This window comes from Asaia sp. HumB (assembly GCF_030263835.1).
Taxonomy (GTDB): Bacteria; Pseudomonadota; Alphaproteobacteria; order Acetobacterales; family Acetobacteraceae; genus Asaia; species Asaia bogorensis.
Window position 1 is genome coordinate 2,797,982 of record NZ_JARPML010000002.1, and the last position, 15,858, is coordinate 2,813,839.

Genomic DNA, 15,858 nt, shown 5'->3' on the forward strand with positions numbered 1-15,858 from the left:
TCGCCCCCGTCAGGCGTTCAGCGGCGACTGGTTGAAGCAGCGCTGATAGTATTCTGCGACAATGCCGCGCTCAGCCTCATCGCATTTATTGAGGAAGGTCAGGCGGAACGCAAAAGCCAGATCGCCAAAAATACGCTCGTTCTCGGCCCAGGTGATGACAGCGCGGGGTGACATGACTGTAGAGATATCACCCGCCATGAAACCGGCGCGGGTCAGGTTCGCGAGGGCGACCATGCTTTCGAGACGCGTCGTGATGGCGGGCTCGTTGCCGAGGCCCAGTTTGGCCCGCACGATTCCCACTTCCTGCTCGAGCGGCAGGTAGTTGAGCGATGCGACGATATTCCAGCGATCCATCTGCCCCTGATTGATCTGCTGCGTGCCATGATACAGCCCGGTCGTGTCGCCAAGACCCACCGTGTTCGCCGTGGCAAAAAGCCGGAAACCGGTATGGGGGCGTATCACGCGATTCTGGTCGAGCAGGGTCAGGTGGCCTTCGGCTTCAAGCACACGTTGGATGACGAACATGACGTCCGGACGACCGGCATCGTATTCGTCAAAAATCAGGGCGACCGGGTGCTGCAGACACCACGGCAGAAGACCTTCGCGGAATTCGGTAATCTGCTTGCCATCACGCAGGACGATGGCGTCCTTGCCGATCAGGTCGATGCGCGAGATATGGCTGTCGAGATTGATGCGGACTGTGGGCCAGTTCAGCCGGGCTGCAATCTGCTCGATATGGGATGATTTTCCCGTACCGTGGAAGCCCTGCACCATGACGCGGCGGTTATTGGCAAAGCCCGCCAGAATGGCCCGCGTCGTGTCGCAGTCGAACTGGTAGCTCGGATCGATATCGGGCACATGCTCGGTCCGGATCGAGAAAGCAGGCACTTCCATATCGCATTCGATCTTGAACACGTCACGCGCTGAGACGATCCGGTCCGGCGCGCCAAGAACATGAGTCGGCACCGCGTTCTGTTCGGCAGTGACAACCGTTTCCGGTGCATCGATGGAGGCGAGATCGCTCATGGTTTCAATCCGTCTTTCACTCAGTCATGTCAGGTTCCGGCCAAGGATATGGTCATGTTTCCTCACAAGGCCAGAGGGAAACGCGCAATAATCGGGCCTACAGGCTGATGAGATGGGCGCGAATCGTACTATAGGCCACGCTTACCGTCTTGAATCTGTCCTCTGCTGCGGGGTCTCCGGCATTGGCATCCGGGTGGTGCTTGCGAGCCAACTCCTTGTACCGCGTCTTGAGAGCCTCGATCGTTACGGGCCAGTCCAGCGCCAGTGCACGGAGATGGTCGCGCAGGGGCGGGGGAGCGGCCTCGCGGGCGGCATTGTGCCGCTGGCGGGCGGCCTGAGCACGCCGCGCGCGCGTGGAGGAAAGAATATCCAGCGGGTCGAGAACCTCTTCCTCATCGAAATTCTGTCCACCACGTGTGCCCAATTTCCAAGAGGGGCGCTGCCACGAGATGTCGGCTCGAAGCTGCGCCTCGATCTGGCCCGGTGTCATACCCTTATAGAAGTCCCAGCGCGCATTGTATTGACGGACGTGCTCCAGGCAGAACCAGAAATATTGTCTGAGTTGCGTACGGTCCTTGGGCGCACGATATCCCGCATGCTCGGTGCAGCCGGGCATGTCGCAGTAACGCTCGGGCGCGTCGGGATCCGGGTCGAAGGCCCTGTGTCGTGTGGATTTGCGCTGCATGATCGGGTTTATGTGCGTTGTAAGGCACATTGATGCAAGGAGGGAGTGGAGATGACCGAGTTGAAGGAACGCGCAGCCCGCATGAGCCGGCAGTTGCAGGATGCTTTGGCTCCCGCTGAGTTGACCATTCGTGACGACAGCAAGCGCCACGCCCATCACGCCGGACGCAATGGAGTCGAGGGTGACGAGACCCATTTCACCATGACGATTGTCAGCCCCCGCTTTGCGGGAATGAACCGCGTGGCACGGCATCGCCTCATCAATGAAATGCTCAAGCCGGAATTCGAGAGCGGCTTGCACGCACTCTCGCTCAAGCTGCACGCGCCGGAGGAGGTGTGACGGTGCGGCGCAGCCTTGCGGCAACAGGCCTTGCCATGGCTCTGGCCGGATGCGCTGTCAGCGGGACTGATGGCCTGACGCCGCAGCAAAAGGCGCAGGTGAAGCGTGTCGAGGTCTGTCTAAACGATCCCACCCCGGTTGAGGGCAGCTTCATTCAGCGCGGACCGCAGCAGAATGGCGGGGCAGGGCATTTTCGCTACGCACCAGGGTCGCTTGGGCTGGACTACACTGTTCCCCACGCCATGACGTTGCGTGCAAGTGGAGCCCATCTCGTTCTCGACGATTCGCAGACGGGTGCGGTGACGCGTCTCAACCTCTCACGCAACCCGCTCGGTCTGCTGCTTCATGTTCCCGTGCGCTTCGATGGCAAGATACGGGTTACGGACATCCAGACTGCATTGGGGGCGAGCCAGATTTCGCTCGCCCAGGCGGATAATCCCTCCCAAGGTCTGCTGACTCTGCGTTTTCTCGATCGGGACAACCGATTGCAGCTCTCATCGCTCGATGGTGTCGATGCGCGTGGCAACCGGATACTGATCCAGCTCTCGGATGTTTCTCAGAGTAGCGATGTTGAAAATCAGTCGGACAGCGTCGGAACCGCGCCGAAGAACTGAGGCCAGCAGGTGAGTAGGGCCTGATCGAGATCCCCCATGGTCAGGTCACGATCGAATCGCCTGATGCTCGTGACGCCAAACTCACGAATGCCGCATGGCACGATACCCGAGAAATCATTGAGGTCAGGGTCGAAATTTATGGCGACCCCGTGCCACGATACCCAGCGGCTCACCCGGATGCCGAGTGCCGCAATCTTCGTTTCCTCACCTGTGATGGGGTCGTTGGTCCATACCCCGATTCGACCGCACTCGGTTCGGCTCTTTATGCCGAGCCGGGCAAGGCTTGCGATAATCCAGCGCTCGAGGCTCTGGACGAATGCGCGAAGATCGCGCGGCGGGGTGGGGTCGTGTGGCTGTTGCAGATCCAGCATGGTGTAGATGATTCGCTGGCCCGGGCCATGATAAGTCCATTGTCCGCCGCGACCGGCCTCAAAGGTTGGCAGACCCTCGGGGTTGATCAGGTCGGTCGCCTTGGCTGAGGTGCCTGCCGTGTAAAGGCGTGGATGCTCGAGAAACCACAGCAACTCGCTTTTCTCTCCGGCTCTTATGGCAGCGGCTCTCTGCTGCATGGTCCCGAGCGCGGTTTCATACGAAACCAGCTCTTTCTCGAATTTCGTCGAGATTTTCTCAAAAATCGTCTCATGGACGATTGCCTGGTCATCAGTCATCGGCTATAGCCCCCTTCACACGAGCGGTATCGCCCAGAGCGGCCCGCTTGTCACGATGCGGTCGTGGCGGAATGGTAGACGCGCAAGCTTGAGGTGCTTGTGGGGGCAACCCCGTGGAAGTTCGAGTCTTCTCGACCGCACCAGATGAACTGGTAGCATCCCCTTCGGGGGATGCCAGTTCCACAAAAATTTCCTTGCCAAAAATGTCAAAAAATCTTCGGTAACGAAATGAACTTTCATTAATGATCCGAATTAACCCCAGGGTGTCATTTGTGAAATTTTGTACGCGCGCCATCACTTTGCCGAACTTGCCTATATAACCCGGTTCCAGGCAGCCAGTCATCGTGTAGGCTGCATGGCAGTTCTGAGGTCATAAATTGTACGAATACCCTCAGGACACGCTGCGTACTCAAATAGATCTAAAGGTCGGATAACGTGATCAAGCCGCTCAGAAAAGCTGTACTGCCCGTCGCTGGTATGGGAACACGCTTTCTTCCTGCCACTAAGGCAATGCCGAAGGAGATGCTCCCGGTCGTTGATCGTCCGCTGATCCAATACGCCATCGATGAAGCGCGCAAGGCAGGGATCGATCAGTTCTGCCTGATTACAGGACGCGGCAAGGACAGTCTGATCGATTATTTCGATGTGGCTTTCGAACTCGAGACGACGCTGCGCGAGCGCGGCAAGAACGACCTCCTCAAAACCCTGCAGCCGAGCTCGATCGAGGCCGGATCGCTCGCCGCCGTGCGTCAGCAGGAGCCGATGGGCCTTGGTCACGCCATCTGGTGTGCGCGCTCCTTTATCGGTGACGACCCGTTTGCGATCCTGCTGCCCGACGATATCGTTCAGGGTGAAAAGGGCTGCGTCGCCCAGCTGGTTGAGGTTTACAACCAGACCGGCGGGAACGTCGTTGCGGTCTCGGAAGTGCCCAAGGAGCATACCAACCGTTATGGCATCCTCGATGTTGGCAAGGATGATGGCAAGCTGGTCGAGGTCAAGGGCCTCGTCGAGAAGCCGAAGCCTGAAGATGCGCCGTCGAACCTGTCGATCATCGGTCGCTACGTGCTCCTTCCGGAAATCATGACGCATCTGTCCAAGCTCGAGCGTGGAGCCGGTGGTGAAGTCCAGCTGACCGACGCAATGGCCAAGATGATTGGCCATGCCCCGTTCCACGGCCTGCGCTATGAAGGCACGCGTTACGACTGTGGTGACAAGGCTGGCTACCTTGAGGCGCAGATTGCTTTCGCTCTTGAGCGTCCGGACCTGCGTGATGCCATGCGTGGCTTCATCAAGAAATACGCCGATGCCTGATGGACACTCTGTTTCGACATGAGTTCCATCCCTCGATTCTGCGTGAGTATGACATACGTGGGGTCGTGGAAAAAATGCTTGGTGAGGACGACGCCCGGGCTTTGGGCGTCGTTTTTGCGTCTGGCCTGTGTAAGGGGCACGCGGCCACAATCCTGGTCGGCCATGATGGGCGGCTCACCTCTTCCACACTGGAGAAGGCGCTGGTCGAAGGATTGATCATGGGGGGTGCGACGGTACGTCGCATTGGCTGTTGCCCCACCCCTCAGCTCTATCACGCTTCATACCGTCAAGAGGCGGACGGGGCGATCATGGTCACTGGCAGCCATAATCCGCTGGAGTATAATGGCTTCAAGATTGTCCAGCACAACCGCCCCGTTTTCGGACAGGGTCTTGTTGACCTCACGCATTTGCTTCGAGCGGGCATCATGCTGAATGACAGTGCCGAGGGAGGACAGGCCAGGCTGGAATCAGCGACAGCTTATGTCGATGCGCTGCGTTCTGGCCTGCGTAGCGGCGGGCGTCCTCTCAAGGTAGTGTGGGATAACAGCCATTCCTCAGCGGGAGATATTCTCGTAGCGCTCATTCGGGCTCTACCGGGGCAGCACATCGTTCTGAACGGCGAAATCGACGGGCGCTTCCCGGCTCATCATCCGGACCCGACCCTGCCGGAGGCCATGGTGCAGCTACAGACTGCCGTGTGCCAGCATGGTGCTGATCTAGGCGTTGCCTTTGATGGCGATGCGGACCGGCTCGGTGTGGTGGATGAGCAGGGTACGTTAATCGATGCTGATCATTTAAGCTTGCTTCTGGCGCAATCCATCCTGCGTGACACGCCCGGAGCGACGGTCCTCGGCGACGTCAAAATGTCCCGCGTCTTTTTCGAAGGCATCGAAAGGGCAGGAGGTAAGGGCCTTATGTGTCCAAGCGGGCACTCCCACGTCAAGAATGCGTTGCGTGAGACGGGCGCCGTATTCGCTGGTGAAATGTCCGGACATTTCTTTTTCGCCGACCATTGGCCCGGTTTTGATGATGGGCTTTACGCCGCGATACGCATGATCGACTTTCTGTCGCAGCAGACGGCCCCTTTGTCAGCACTTGTTGCGTCGCTCCCTCACGCCGTCTCGACGCCCGAGATAAGATTCGATTGTTCAGATGAGCAAAAATTCAACGTAATCAACGCCGTTATCGCCCAGGCCCGCGAGAGGGGTATGCGCCTGACGCTCATCGATGGGGTCAGGGTGGATGAGGCCAGAGGCTGGTGGCTTCTGCGCGCCTCGAACACTCAGCCAGCCCTCGTTGCGCGCGCGGAAGGGGACGATGAGGCGGCATGTCAGGCCATGATAGAGACCTTGGCAGATCTGCTTCTGCACTCAGCTGTCGCAACCCCTGGAGCGTTAAAACAGGATATCGGGGGTAATGCTGATCACGGAAGAGGCGGAGGGAAGGCGTGACCCAGAACTTCAGCTTTTACGAGCCGGGTCAGTTTGTCACTCATCCCCAATGTCCGGAGTGGGGCGTCGGGCAGATACAGAGTGTGGTCGGTCAGCGCGTGACGATCAATTTCGAGCATCAGGGAAAAGTTCTGGTGAACACGGCACTCATCGAACTGGTTGTTATCGAGTGAATGCCTTGTGGAATGATGGTTCCAGCACGATGGTGTTGCGCTGAAGATCGCAGCTTTCCTCCCTCGGGCACTCGATCTCGTATTGCCGCCGACATGTCTCTCATGCGGCGCCGAGACCATGACAAGCGGTCTCCTCTGCACTGCATGTTTCTGCTCACTGACACCAATCGGGCTCGCCTGCAGGCATTGCGCGCTTCCGGTACCATCGGCAGCCTATCTGGGATCAGATGGCCGCTGTGCCCAATGCGCCGTTGCTCCATACCCCTGGACGGCAGCACGCGCCGCTTATCTTTACGACGGCACGGCGCGCCGGCTGGTCCTTCAATGCAAATATGGGGATCGGCTGGATATCGCGCCCTTTCTGGCCCGCGTCATGGCAGACATGATGGGGGATGAAAGCGCTGAACGCCGGTTGCTTGTTCCTGTCCCCTTGCACCGACAGCGTTTCTGGAAGAGGCGATTCAATCAGGCGGCCCTGCTGGCGGGTCATCTCGTCCGCTCGTCCCCACACTGGCGCCTTCTGCCTGATGCGCTCGTGCGTCATCGCTCCACAGCCACGCTGGCTCGGTTAGCTCCCGAGCTGCGCGAGCAAGCGCTGGATGCGGCCTTTCATGTGCGGGACCGGATAAAGCGATTAATCGAGGGTCAGCATGTCGTTCTGGTTGATGACATCTTGACCACCGGCGCAACCGCCTCCATCTGCGCAAAACAACTGCTCGGCGCAGGCGCGCGGTGTGTCGACCTCCTGGTGGCCACGCGTACCGTCAAACTTGCCGGCGATCATGATCACCAAGGCGGCATTCAGGAGTGAATATGTCCAACATAGAAATCTATACCCAGCCTGGCTGCCCTTACTGCGTGCGCGCCGTGCAGATCCTGCAATCGAAGAACGTACCGTTTCAAGAGATCAATGCCCCTCACGGCACGCAGGCGCGCGAAGATGCGATCAGGCGCTCGGGCGGTGGACGGACCGTGCCTCAGATCTTTGTTGGGGAGCAGTGTCTGGGCGGCTGCACCGACCTCATGCAGCTTGATGCTTCTGGCAAGCTGGACGCGTTGCTCACGCAGGCATGATCTGCTTTCGTTTGCATTGCAAGGCGGGGCATGAATTCGAGGGCTGGTTCCCCGACGGTGCGGAGTTCGAGCGCCAGAAATCTCATAATCTTGTCTCCTGTCCGCAATGTGGTGTGAGTTCGGTTGAGAAAAGCCTGATGGCCCCGGCTATCGCGCGTCAGAGCACGAGCAAAGGTCAATCGGCGACGCCTGCTTCCTCTATCCACATGACGCAGCACGACCAGCTGAGAACGGTGCTCCATTCGCTGAGGCGTCAGGTAGAGATGCAATGTGACGATGTGGGTGACCGGTTTGCCGAAGAGGCGCTGAGGCGTCATGATGAACGCCATAATGAGGACAGCCAGACCGGTCGTGGCATTTACGGCACGATGAGCGACTCTGACAGGGAAAGGCTTGAAGATGAAGGCGTGGATTTCTCCCCGATACCCTGGCTCGACCGCACAGAATCCTGAGCATGCCGGGGTGCGGCGTGCCGCCGGGCTTAGGCGAGGGGGTTTTTCCTTCAGGCACATTGCTGCGATTGTCGCGACAGGTGTGCTCCTGCTCACGACAAGCCTCCCCGGACAGGCTCAAACACGAGGCAATCCGCCTGCGCCCGAGGAGGGATTGTGGCTTGCACAGGATCACGATGGCGTGTTCCTGATCGGCCATTGTGGCGATACGCTCTGCGGCAGGCTGATTGGCATGCAGTATGATGGCCCTGTTCCCAAGGATGTGTGGGGACGTTCACAATGTGGGCTGGTCATGCTGACCGATTTCCGATTAATCAGTGATGAGAACGTGTGGCGGGGGCATATCCTCGACCCGGAGACAGGGCGTACCTACGACGCCCGCATCCATGCCGAATCACCTGAGGTGCTGAAGCTGCGCGGTTTCATTCTGGGTATCCCCCTTTTCGGCAAGACGCAGACATGGACCCGTTATCGCGGCAAGATCGGTCCTGAATGCAAACTGCCTTGAGCCGAATGGTCGCTTGAGGAGCTTGAGAGCATAACATGAAAACGACGATTTCCCGCCGCAGCTTTGCGTTGGGTACCCTTGGCCTGCTGGGTTGCGGCACGGCCATGGCGCAGGATGCTGCTGATCAGGCCCCGGCTGCACCGCCACCCCCGCCCAAGGCGGTTTCCAAGACCATCTGTTTTGTCGGGGGGTACACCAAGCATGCGCCTCCGGGTGGTGCCGGTAATGGTGAGGGTATTGCCGTTTTCGAAATGGATCGTCAGAGCGGCGTCCTAACGCCTGTCACGACCTTTACTGATATCGCCAGCCCGTCTTTCATCACGCTGTCGCATGACAAGCGTTTTCTATACGCGCTGAGCGAGATCGATGATTTCAACAAGGATGGCGACGGCTCGGTGACCGCCTTTGCGGTGGATCGCAAGACCGGCTCGCTCAAGAAGCTCAACGCGGTCAGCTCCGGCGGGGCTGTGCCTGCGCATCTGAGTGTGCACCACTCAGGGCGTTATGTCCTCGTAGCCAACTACATGGGGGGCTCTGTGGCTGTGCTGCCCATCCGCCCAGACGGGTCGCTCGGTCCGGCGACGGATGTCGTGCACAATACCGGGCCACGCCAGCCCGAGCGTGCGGCAGACAATCCCCAGGGGAATTTCGCGGTATCCGATCACTCGGGGTCGCATCCGCACATGATCCAGAGCGATCCGAGCGGCAAGTTCGTGATTGCGGATGATGCTGGCCTCGATCGCGTCTATGTCTGGACGCTTAATTTGCAGACGGGCAAGCTGGTTCCGGCCAAGACGCCTTATTACGACATGACGCCGGGCAGCGCGCCACGTCATTTCCAGTTCAATCGCTCCGGCAAGCTCATGTACAATCTGTGTGAGCAGGACTCGAAAATTGTCGTCAGCGCTTTCGACCCGCAAACAGGGGCGATCAACAATCTGCAATCGGTCAGCACTGTCACATCGCATTTCCGTGGCAGCACGCTTGCAGCTGAAATCCTGATTTCGGCAGATGACCGCTTTGTCTATGCCTCGAACCGTCTGGGTGATTCCCTTGCCGTGTTCAAGGTGGGTGATGACGGCACCCTGACCCTGCAGGATGAGGCCTGGATGCATGCCGATTACGGTCGCGCCATGATGTTCGACCCGTCGGGCAGCTTCCTGTTCTGTGCCAACCAGCGCAGTGATGCCGTGACGTCATTCAGGATCGACAAGGCGAGCGGCCAGCTCGGCTTTACTGAAAACTTTACCCCGGTCGGAAGCCCAACCACTTTTGCCTTCATGGATACGGAAGTCTGATCCAACCGGCGGGTGAAAACTCTCTCTGCCCTCGGACCCGAGAGGGGCCGGGGCGGAGATGAGGGGGCAGTCGCGGGCAAAGCGACTTTGGCCGGACCAAGGCTGATAAGGCCTCGTTCAGGCGCCATGTTCCCGGATCAGGACCGGGCCACGACACGCCCACTTAACAGGGCGAAAAGCCTGACAGCCTATAGTCTGTCAGGTCGTTGTTCTCAGTCTCGTACAAACATCGTGATGTAGTTGATGCTCGTGTCACGTGTGATGCGCCAGTGCATCGGCCGGTAGCTCATTCCGGCAACGTCGATCATGCGCAGGCCAACGGCGCGACCCATTCTGTGCAGTTCCTCGGGCTTGATGAATTTCTGCCAGTCATGCGTACCGACAGGCAGCAGGCGGGCAATATATTCGGCACCGATCTTCGCGACAGCCAGCGAGAGCAGCGTGCGGTTGAGTGTTGATACCGTAACAAGGCCACCGGGCTTGGTCAGCGAATGGAGCAGTGCGAGGAACTCCTGTGGATCATTGACGTGCTCGATCACCTCCAATGCCGAGATGGCATCGAAGCTCTGCCCTTCGCGGACGAGCGTCTCAGCACTGCCATTGCGATAGACCAGCGGGCCAGCATTGTCCGGCAAGGGATGATCTGCCAGATGGGCCTGTGCCGCCCGTATGCCCTCGGGCGAGGCGTCGAGGCCCAGAACGTCATGGCCCATACGGGCATAGGCCTCGCTCGCAAGTCCGGCTCCGCAGCCAATATCGAGAAGCGAGAGCCTGCCGCCGCGCGATCCTTGCAAGCGTTTGAGATGCGCATTGACCCATTCGGTGCGCATTGGGTTCATGTCGTGCAAGGGCTTCATGGGGCCCTTCGGGTCCCACCAGGTCGCGGCAAGCTGGTCGAAATGGGCGATCTCGCGATCTGAGACGGAAGAGGCTGCGTGATCCGACATGTTGTTTCCAGGCATACAGAAATGGGTCCGTTGTTCCAGAGTATCTGGACGGCGCGATCTGGACTTAGTATGTGACCCGCCTTTCCTTGCGCAACATCGCAGGCTGGAAAATCCGTTCCCGGCACGCTGTGATTGAACGCTTTCTGCTACGTACGGAGCCAGGTGCACAATTATGACGTCTTCAGACCAGTGCCCAACCCGGATCGTCATGAAGTTCGGCGGAACCTCAGTGGCCGATCTCGATCGTATTCGCGCGGTGGCCGAGCGTGTGCGTAAGGAACGGGAAAAAGGCCATCAGGTTGCCGTCGTGGTTTCGGCCATGGCTGGCGTGACCAATCAGATGGTCGGGTATGTCAGTGCGCTCGATCCCATGGCCGACGCACGCGAATATGATGCTGTGGTGGCCAGTGGCGAGCAGGTCACGAGTGGCCTAACAGCCATCGCGCTACAGGCGCTCGGTGTGCCAGCACGGTCGTGGCAGGGCTGGCAGATTCCGTTCCGCACTGATGATGCCCACGGCAAGGCGCGTATTGGCGATGTTGAAGGCGCTGCGCTGATTGCCTGTATGGAGCAGGGTGAAGTGCCGGTCATTGCCGGGTTCCAGGGCGTCGCGCCGGGAGAGCGGATCAGCACGCTGGGTCGGGGTGGCTCTGACACCTCGGCGGTGGCTGTGGCGGCTGCCATCAAGGCCGATCGCTGTGATATCTATACCGATGTCGATGGTATCTACACCACCGACCCGCGTATCGTAAAAAAGGCCAGGAAGCTGGATCGCATCACCTTTGAGGAGATGCTTGAGCTCGCTTCGGTCGGGGCCAAGGTACTCCAGACCCGCTCTGTCGGGCTGGCCATGAAAGAAAAAGTGCGCGTGCGCGTGTTGTCGAGTTTTGAACCTGAAACAGAGCTTTCGGGATCGCTGGTGGTGGATGAGGACGAGATGATGGAAAAGGAACTGGTCACGGGGATCGCCTATTCTCTGGACGAGGCAAAGATCTCGGTGAGCCGAATCCCGGACCGTCCGGGTATCGCCGCTGCCATTTTCAGCCCGTTGACCGAGGCGCGGGTGAATGTGGACATGATCGTGCAGAGCGTCGGCTCCGACGGCTCGACCAATATGACCTTCACCGTGCCCAAGGGTGATCAGGCGCGCGCGCTCGCCGCGCTTGAGGCCGCACGGGCCGACATCCAGTATGGAGAGATCCATACGGCCAATGACGTCGTCAAGATCAGCGTCGTCGGCATTGGCATGCGCTCACATTCGGGCATGGCCAGCACCATGTTCCAGACCCTCGCGGATCGCGGGATCAACGTACAGGTCATCTCCACCAGCGAAATCAAGATCTCTGTGCTGATCGACGCCGAATATATGGAACTCGCCATGCGCGCCCTGCACACGGCTTATGGTCTGGACGGGGAATGAGCATGACCGATACCAGCATCAATCCAGCCCGCCAGAAGGCCCGCGCCACGCTTGACCGGCTCTGGGCCCCGGGTTGCCAGTTCCTTGGCACACCAACCGCCATTCTGGGCGGTGCGATGTCCTGGGTGAGTGAGCGCAATCTCGTTTCGGCCATTTCCAATGCTGGCGGGTTTGGCGTGATTGCCTGCGGGGCCATGACGCCCGACCGTCTGGCCGAAGAAATTGCGGCCACGCAGGCTCTGACAGACAAGCCGTTTGGCGTGAACCTCATCACGATGCACCCTGAGCTCGACAAGCTGGTCGATGTTTGCATCGCAGCGAAGGTCGGGCATGTCGTGCTGGCTGGTGGCGTGCCGAGCGGGGCCACCATCAAGCAGGTGCGTGATGGTGGTGCTCGGGCAATCGGTTTTGCGCCGGCTCTGGCGTTGGGCAAGCGTCTGGTCAAGCAAGGGATCGAGGCGCTGGTCATTGAGGGTTCAGAGGCGGGCGGTCATGTCGGGCCGGTGTCCCTGAATGTTCTGGCTCAGGAAATCCTGCCCCATATCCATGACGTGCCGGTTTTCGTGGCAGGTGGCCTGGCGCGCGGGGATGCCGTTCTGGGTTATCTGGAGCAGGGCGCATCCGGTGCGCAGCTGGGTACGCTTTTTGCTGCCAGCAGCGAGAGCATCGCGCATGAGGCCTTCAAGAGAGCCTTTGTGAGAGCAGCGGCACGTGATGCCGTAACATCCAACCAGATTGACGAACGCTTCCCGGTCATTCCGGTGCGCGGGCTGAATAATGCTGGCACGCGCCGTTTCATGGCTCATCAGGCAGCAACGCTGGGCCGGTTCACCTCGGGCGAATTGACCAAGGAAGAAGCCCAGCTTGAAATCGAGCACTTCTGGGCCGGTGCGCTGCGCCGCGCCGTGATCGAAGGCGATGTGGAGGAAGGCTCGGTGATGGCCGGTCAGTCCGTTGGCATGGTCAAGGCCATTCGCCCGGTTGCCGAGATCCTGCATGATCTGGTTGAGCAGGCGGTTGACGCGCTGGTTGCAAGAGACGCCCGTACAGGGCATCCTGCGTCCTCAGAGTTTGCAGTCGGGTAATCATGCCAGATAAGACCACAGACCGTATTCCCGGATGGCAGGGCAGCGCGGGTGAGGGGGCACGCGGCGTCGGGGTCGATCTGCGCGCCCGACGTGAGGAGCTCGGATGGGCTCTGCCTGACGTGGCCGGGTGGTTGCGTATCCGCGAGAATTATCTGCTGGCCCTAGAAGAAGGGAACATGGCGGTATTTCCGGGCAGCGCCTACGCCTTGGGCTTTCTCAGGACCTACGCCCAGGCCATGGGCATGGACCCCGATCAGGCCGTCGCACGGTTTCGCCACGACACCCGCGGTGCCTTTGACCGCAAGACCGAACTGAGTTTCCCCGAGCCCGTCTCGGAGCGCGGGGTGCCTGTGGGTCTCTGGGTGGGGGCAGGACTGGCCGTTCTGGTTGGCACCTATATCGGCTATTACCATTTCTTCGGCTCGGAGCCCGCGCCGACGCATCAGATGCCACCTGTGGCAGAGATCATGCCCGGAGTGACGCAGCATGGTACGACGTCGCCGCAGATTGCGGCGGTCATGCCCGAGCAGGGGCTCGCGCCGTCGCCCCAGACTTCGTCATCCCGGATGACAGGCGCTGAGCCAACAGCACCCTCAGCCACCATGGCGCAACCGCCCGTCGGTAATAGCGTGCAGCAGGGGGTGAACGGCCAGCCCCCTGTTTCCAACGCAACCGTGACAGGGCAAATGCCGTCTGCCCCGGGCGCCAATACGCAGCCTGCTTCGGCTGGTTCTGTTCCCGTGCCGGGCCAGATCGGTCCTGGGTCGAACGCAAATGCCCAGACGGTGCCCGATCAGGGCACGACAGGGCAGGGCAGCCTGTCGCAGAACGCTACATCGACCGCAGTCCCTTTGCCGAGTGCTGCTCCGGCGCCCAATTCCGGTGTGGCTGCCAACATGATCGGGCTTCATGCCGCTGCGGACGCCTGGGTATCGATACGTGACAGGAATGGCGCGAGCGTGTTCAGCCGGGTTCTCAAATCCGGTGAAACCTGGCAGGGCCCCGCTGATGCCGGGCCTTATCACATGACACTTGGCAATGCGGGTGGCCTTACGCTTTCGGCTGGTGATGTCACAACGTCGGCCCTTGGGCGTGTTGGGGCAGTACGGCGTAATCTTGTCGTGACGGCCGACGCGATCCGTAATGGGCAACTGGGTCAGGACGGCAGTGGTTCAGCTGCGAGCACTGCGCCTGTGGCCCCGGCAACGCACGTTGACGGCAACGATGCCGGCAGTGCACCGACAGACTTGAAAAACACTGTCGCGACCCCAAAGGTTACGGCACCGGTGCATCGCGCGAGCCCGCCCGCCAGCACGTCGCATGAGTCGGAAACTGACCGTCTCAACGCACGACAACTGGAACAGACGGCTCAGCCGCGTTAAAGCACCACCACCAATGCCTGTCGGGCGTGAGGTTCGCTTCTTTCCCGACGCGCATTGCTGCAGAAGACTATGGACGACTAACGAGGCCTGACGCCGCAAAAGGCGGATGGTGCTCACAGGAGACGGGCAGAAGCCGATGCCTCAGGGCGTCTTGTTCTGGCCAACATGACACAGACACGGGGCGGCGTTCTGGAACAGGATTCCGGCGAAGCCCCCGGTTGACGCGGCCCACTGGGGTCCATCAACCGATACGGAGACGAGATTATGAGCGGATATCGCCCTTACCAGTATATCGAACGTCGCAAGTCCCGTCAGATTCATGTTGGCAAGGTCGCTGTCGGCGGTGATGCGCCGATATCGGTCCAGACAATGACCAACACGCTCACGTCGGACGCCAAGGCGACGATCGAGCAGATCCGTCTGTCGGAAATTGCAGGCGTGGACATTGTTCGTGTGTCGTGCCCCGATGAGGAGAGCACCGCAGCCCTGGCCGAGATCGTGCGTGAGGTGAACGTGCCGATCGTGGCGGATATTCACTTCCATTATAAGCGTGCGATTGAGGCAGCCAAGGCCGGAGCGGCCTGCCTGCGCATCAATCCGGGTAATATTGGTAGCGCCGAGCGTGTGCGTGAAGTCGTGAATGCGGCACGCGACTATGGCTGTTCCATCCGTATCGGCGTCAATGCCGGGTCGCTTGAAAAGCACCTTCTCGAGAAATACGGTGAGCCCAACCCCGACGCACTGGTTGAGAGTGCGCTTGAGCACGCCAAGATCCTTCAGGATCATGACTTCCATGAGTTCAAGATCAGCGTTAAGGCGTCTGATGTGTTCATGGCGGTTGCGGCCTATCAGCAGCTGGCCGAAGTCTGCGATCACCCGCTGCATATCGGCATCACGGAAGCCGGATCAAAGCGCGCGGGTACTGTAAAATCCTCCATCGGTCTGGGCAATCTGCTCTGGGCAGGCGTGGGTGACACGATGCGCGTCTCGCTTTCTGCGCCTCCGGAAGAGGAAGTGCTCGTTGGCTGGGATATTCTCAAGTCGCTCGGCCTGCGTCATCGTGGTGTGAAGATCATTTCCTGCCCGTCCTGTGCGCGTCAGGGTTTCAACGTGGTCGAGACGGTGCAGACCCTCGAAGACCGCTTGCAGCACATCAAGACGCCTCTGACGCTCTCCATCATCGGCTGTGTCGTGAACGGCCCCGGTGAGGCGCTGATGACCGATCTGGGCGTGACCGGTGGTGGCGCTGGCCGTCACATGGTCTATTCGGCGGGCAAGCAGGATCATCGCCTGAACGAGGGTCAGGACATGATCGAGCATATCGTCGACCTCGTGGAAGAACGCGTGGCCAAGATCGAAGCTGAAAAGGCCGCGCAGGAAGAGGCCGAAAAGGCCGAGGCCGCGCTGGCGGGCGCCTGAGAT

The 15,858-nt window shown here is 59.9% G+C and carries 18 protein-coding genes and 1 tRNA gene; 15 read left to right on the top strand and 4 right to left on the bottom strand.

What is annotated here, in order from left to right:
• Window positions 1-9: 9 nt before the first annotated feature.
• Together P5689_RS13685 and P5689_RS13690 are read right to left on the bottom strand one after the other, a co-directional pair.
• Window positions 10-1,026 (bottom strand): AAA family ATPase, encoded by a 1,017-nt coding sequence (locus tag P5689_RS13685; protein ID WP_285533574.1) that lies wholly within the window; start codon window positions 1,024-1,026, stop codon window positions 10-12.
• A 97-nt stretch (window positions 1,027-1,123) separates the two neighbouring features.
• Entirely contained in the window at window positions 1,124-1,711 is a 588-nt protein-coding gene (locus tag P5689_RS13690) for a DnaJ domain-containing protein (protein ID WP_122039170.1), read from the bottom strand.
• 51 nt (window positions 1,712-1,762) lie between these two features.
• On the opposite strand from P5689_RS13690, the gene P5689_RS13695 reads away from it, so the two are divergent.
• Window positions 1,763-2,050, top strand: a complete 288-nt coding sequence (locus P5689_RS13695) for a BolA family transcriptional regulator (protein WP_023977451.1) — start codon at window positions 1,763-1,765, stop codon at window positions 2,048-2,050.
• Window positions 2,047-2,664, top strand: a complete 618-nt coding sequence (locus P5689_RS13700) for an outer-membrane lipoprotein carrier protein LolA (RefSeq protein ID WP_285533577.1) — start codon at window positions 2,047-2,049, stop codon at window positions 2,662-2,664. Before P5689_RS13695 ends, P5689_RS13700 begins: the two co-directional genes overlap by 4 nt.
• Here the strand turns inward: P5689_RS13700 and lipB are convergent.
• Window positions 2,628-3,332 carry a lipoyl(octanoyl) transferase LipB gene (gene lipB / locus P5689_RS13705; RefSeq protein ID WP_285533578.1) on the bottom strand — a complete coding sequence of 235 codons (705 nt, stop codon included), beginning with the start codon at window positions 3,330-3,332 and terminating at the stop codon, window positions 2,628-2,630. The two genes, P5689_RS13700 and lipB, sit on opposite strands and share 37 nt — an antisense overlap.
• Before the next feature lie 57 nt (window positions 3,333-3,389).
• Between lipB and P5689_RS13710 the strand changes: the two genes are divergently transcribed.
• From P5689_RS13710 to P5689_RS13750, 9 genes are all read left to right on the top strand, one after another.
• Window positions 3,390-3,475: transfer RNA gene (locus P5689_RS13710), tRNA-Leu, on the top strand.
• 292 nt (window positions 3,476-3,767) lie between these two features.
• The gene (gene galU / locus P5689_RS13715; RefSeq protein ID WP_023977448.1) at window positions 3,768-4,643 is read left to right on the top strand and encodes a UTP--glucose-1-phosphate uridylyltransferase GalU; all 876 of its coding nucleotides are present in this window, start codon (window positions 3,768-3,770) and stop codon (window positions 4,641-4,643) included.
• A complete protein-coding gene (locus P5689_RS13720; protein ID WP_023977447.1) occupies window positions 4,643-6,094 on the top strand; it encodes a phosphomannomutase/phosphoglucomutase in 1,452 nt (483 codons plus the stop codon). The genes galU and P5689_RS13720 overlap by 1 nt, the downstream gene beginning before the upstream one ends.
• Window positions 6,091-6,267 carry a DUF3553 domain-containing protein gene (locus tag P5689_RS13725; protein WP_023977446.1) on the top strand — a complete coding sequence of 59 codons (177 nt, stop codon included), beginning with the start codon at window positions 6,091-6,093 and terminating at the stop codon, window positions 6,265-6,267. Before P5689_RS13720 ends, P5689_RS13725 begins: the two co-directional genes overlap by 4 nt.
• A 46-nt stretch (window positions 6,268-6,313) precedes the next feature.
• Window positions 6,314-7,078, top strand: a complete 765-nt coding sequence (locus P5689_RS13730; protein WP_285533902.1) for a ComF family protein — start codon at window positions 6,314-6,316, stop codon at window positions 7,076-7,078.
• A gap of 2 nt (window positions 7,079-7,080) precedes the next feature.
• Window positions 7,081-7,341: a glutaredoxin 3 gene (gene grxC / locus P5689_RS13735; protein WP_023977444.1), complete on the top strand. Its 261-nt coding sequence runs from the start codon at window positions 7,081-7,083 to the stop codon at window positions 7,339-7,341.
• Entirely contained in the window at window positions 7,338-7,793 is a 456-nt protein-coding gene (locus P5689_RS13740; RefSeq protein WP_023977443.1) for a DUF1178 family protein, read from the top strand. Before grxC ends, P5689_RS13740 begins: the two co-directional genes overlap by 4 nt.
• Window positions 7,741-8,301, top strand: coding sequence for a DUF2147 domain-containing protein (locus P5689_RS13745; protein WP_285533584.1), 561 nt, complete (start codon window positions 7,741-7,743; stop codon window positions 8,299-8,301). Before P5689_RS13740 ends, P5689_RS13745 begins: the two co-directional genes overlap by 53 nt.
• Window positions 8,302-8,336: 35 nt before the next feature.
• Window positions 8,337-9,599, top strand: coding sequence for a lactonase family protein (locus tag P5689_RS13750; protein WP_023977441.1), 1,263 nt, complete (start codon window positions 8,337-8,339; stop codon window positions 9,597-9,599).
• Between the two features lie 212 nt (window positions 9,600-9,811).
• Here P5689_RS13750 and ubiG read toward each other — a convergent pair whose 3' ends face one another.
• Window positions 9,812-10,561, bottom strand: coding sequence for a bifunctional 2-polyprenyl-6-hydroxyphenol methylase/3-demethylubiquinol 3-O-methyltransferase UbiG (ubiG, locus tag P5689_RS13755; protein WP_285533586.1), 750 nt, complete (start codon window positions 10,559-10,561; stop codon window positions 9,812-9,814).
• A 157-nt stretch (window positions 10,562-10,718) separates the two neighbouring features.
• Here ubiG and P5689_RS13760 point away from each other — a divergent pair, with 157 nt between their 5' ends.
• The 4 genes from P5689_RS13760 (at window position 10,719) to ispG (ending at window position 15,855) form a co-directional block, all read left to right on the top strand.
• Complete coding sequence (locus P5689_RS13760) at window positions 10,719-11,966, top strand: aspartate kinase (protein WP_285533587.1); 1,248 nt, start codon at window positions 10,719-10,721, stop codon at window positions 11,964-11,966.
• On the top strand, window positions 11,963-13,051 hold the full coding sequence (locus P5689_RS13765; protein ID WP_285533588.1) for a nitronate monooxygenase: 1,089 nt from the start codon (window positions 11,963-11,965) through the stop codon (window positions 13,049-13,051). The genes P5689_RS13760 and P5689_RS13765 overlap by 4 nt, the downstream gene beginning before the upstream one ends.
• A 2-nt stretch (window positions 13,052-13,053) precedes the next feature.
• Entirely contained in the window at window positions 13,054-14,436 is a 1,383-nt protein-coding gene (locus tag P5689_RS13770; protein WP_285533589.1) for a helix-turn-helix domain-containing protein, read from the top strand.
• A 264-nt stretch (window positions 14,437-14,700) separates the two neighbouring features.
• A complete protein-coding gene (gene ispG, locus P5689_RS13775) occupies window positions 14,701-15,855 on the top strand; it encodes a flavodoxin-dependent (E)-4-hydroxy-3-methylbut-2-enyl-diphosphate synthase (RefSeq protein ID WP_023977436.1) in 1,155 nt (384 codons plus the stop codon).
• The last annotated feature ends 3 nt before the right edge of the window (window positions 15,856-15,858 follow it).